The sequence below is a fragment of the Bacillus timonensis genome (assembly GCF_004799755.1).
Taxonomy (GTDB): Bacteria; Bacillota; Bacilli; order Bacillales; family Bacillaceae_L; genus Ferdinandcohnia; species Ferdinandcohnia timonensis_A.
Map to the genome: position 1 here is coordinate 1 of NZ_SLUB01000117.1, position 2,530 is coordinate 2,530.

A 2,530-nucleotide genomic window follows, 5' to 3' on the forward strand; every position below is an offset into this window, starting at 1 on the left:
GACCTGGAAAGGTCCGTCAGAGAAGGTAACAACCCTGTAGTTGAAACTTCGTTCTCTCTTGAGTGGATCCTGAGTACGGCGGGACACGAGAAATCCCGTCGGAAGCTGGGAGGACCATCTCCCAAGGCTAAATACTCCCTAGTGACCGATAGTGAACCAGTACCGTGAGGGAAAGGTGAAAAGCACCCCGGGAGGGGAGTGAAAGAGAACCTGAAACCGTGTGCCTACAAGTAGTCAAAGCACATTTATGTGTGATGGCGTGCCTTTTGTAGAATGAACCGGCGAGTTACGATCCCGTGCAAGGTTAAGTTGAAGAGACGGAGCCGCAGCGAAAGCGAGTCTGAATAGGGCGACATAGTACGTGGTCGTAGACCCGAAACCAGGTGATCTACCCATGTCCAGGGTGAAGTTCAGGTAACACTGAATGGAGGCCCGAACCCACGCACGTTGAAAAGTGCGGGGATGAGGTGTGGGTAGCGGAGAAATTCCAATCGAACTTGGAGATAGCTGGTTCTCTCCGAAATAGCTTTAGGGCTAGCCTCGAGTTAGAGTCTTGGAGGTAGAGCACTGATTGGACTAGGGGCCCTCATCGGGTTACCGAATTCAGTCAAACTCCGAATGCCAAAGACTTGATTCTCGGGAGTCAGACTGCGAGTGATAAGATCCGTAGTCAAGAGGGAAACAGCCCAGACCACCAGCTAAGGTCCCAAAGTATACGTTAAGTGGAAAAGGATGTGGAGTTGCTTAGACAACCAGGATGTTGGCTTAGAAGCAGCCACCATTTAAAGAGTGCGTAATAGCTCACTGGTCGAGTGACTCTGCGCCGAAAATGTACCGGGGCTAAACGTATCACCGAAGCTGTGGATTGTTCTTACGAACAATGGTAGGAGAGCGTTCTAAGTGCAGCGAAGTCAGACCGTAAGGACTGGTGGAGCGCTTAGAAGTGAGAATGCCGGTATGAGTAGCGAAAGAGGGGTGAGAATCCCCTCCACCGAATGCCTAAGGTTTCCTGAGGAAGGCTCGTCCGCTCAGGGTTAGTCGGGACCTAAGCCGAGGCTGAAAAGCGTAGGCGATGGACAACAGGTTGATATTCCTGTACCACCTCATTACCGTTTGAGCAATGGAGGGACGCAGGAGGATAGGGTAAGCGCGCTGTTGGATATGCGCGTCCAAGCAGTTAGACTGGTAAGTAGGCAAATCCGCTTACCGTAAGGTTGAGCTGTGATGGCGAGGGAAATAAAGTACCGAAGTTCCTGATTCCACACTGCCAAGAAAAGCTTCTAGCGAGGTAGAAGGTGCCCGTACCGCAAACCGACACAGGTAGGCGAGGAGAGAATCCTAAGGTGATCGAGAGAACTCTCGTTAAGGAACTCGGCAAAATGACCCCGTAACTTCGGGAGAAGGGGTGCTTTTTAGGGTGAATAGCCCTGAAAAGCCGCAGTGAATAGGCCCAGGCGACTGTTTAGCAAAAACACAGGTCTCTGCGAAGCCGCAAGGCGAAGTATAGGGGCTGACACCTGCCCGGTGCTGGAAGGTTAAGAGGAGGGGTTAGCGCAAGCGAAGCTCTGAATCGAAGCCCCAGTAAACGGCGGCCGTAACTATAACGGTCCTAAGGTAGCGAAATTCCTTGTCAGGTAAGTTCTGACCCGCACGAAAGGTGTAACGATCTGGGCACTGTCTCAACGAGAGACTCGGTGAAATTATAGTACCTGTGAAGATGCAGGTTACCCGCGACAGGACGGAAAGACCCCGTGGAGCTTTACTGCAACCTGATATTGAATTTTGGTACAGCTTGTACAGGATAGGTAGGAGCCTTGGAAGCCGGAGCGCCAGCTTCGGTGGAGGCGTCGGTGGGATACTACCCTGGCTGTATTGAAATTCTAACCCGAAGGCCTTATCGGCCTTGGAGACAGTGTCAGGTGGGCAGTTTGACTGGGGCGGTCGCCTCCTAAAGAGTAACGGAGGCGCCCAAAGGTTCCCTCAGAATGGTTGGAAATCATTCGTAGAGTGTAAAGGCACAAGGGAGCTTGACTGCGAGACCTACAAGTCGAGCAGGGACGAAAGTCGGGCTTAGTGATCCGGTGGTTCCGCATGGAAGGGCCATCGCTCAACGGATAAAAGCTACCCCGGGGATAACAGGCTTATCTCCCCCAAGAGTCCACATCGACGGGGAGGTTTGGCACCTCGATGTCGGCTCATCGCATCCTGGGGCTGTAGTCGGTCCCAAGGGTTGGGCTGTTCGCCCATTAAAGCGGTACGCGAGCTGGGTTCAGAACGTCGTGAGACAGTTCGGTCCCTATCCGTCGTGGGCGTAGGAAATTTGAGAGGAGCTGTCCTTAGTACGAGAGGACCGGGATGGACACACCGCTGGTGTACCAGTTGTCCTGCCAAGGGCATAGCTGGGTAGCTATGTGTGGAAGGGATAAGTGCTGAAAGCATCTAAGCATGAAGCCCCCCTCAAGATGAGATTTCCCATAGTGTTAAACTAGTAAGATCCCTCGAAGATGACGAGGTTGATAGGTCAGAGGTG

1 rRNA gene is annotated in these 2,530 nt (G+C 52.6%); it reads left to right on the top strand.

Annotation, left to right across the window (positions count from 1 at the left end):
- Positions 1-2,530, top strand: a 23S ribosomal RNA gene (locus tag E1I69_RS23995); the annotation flags it as partial.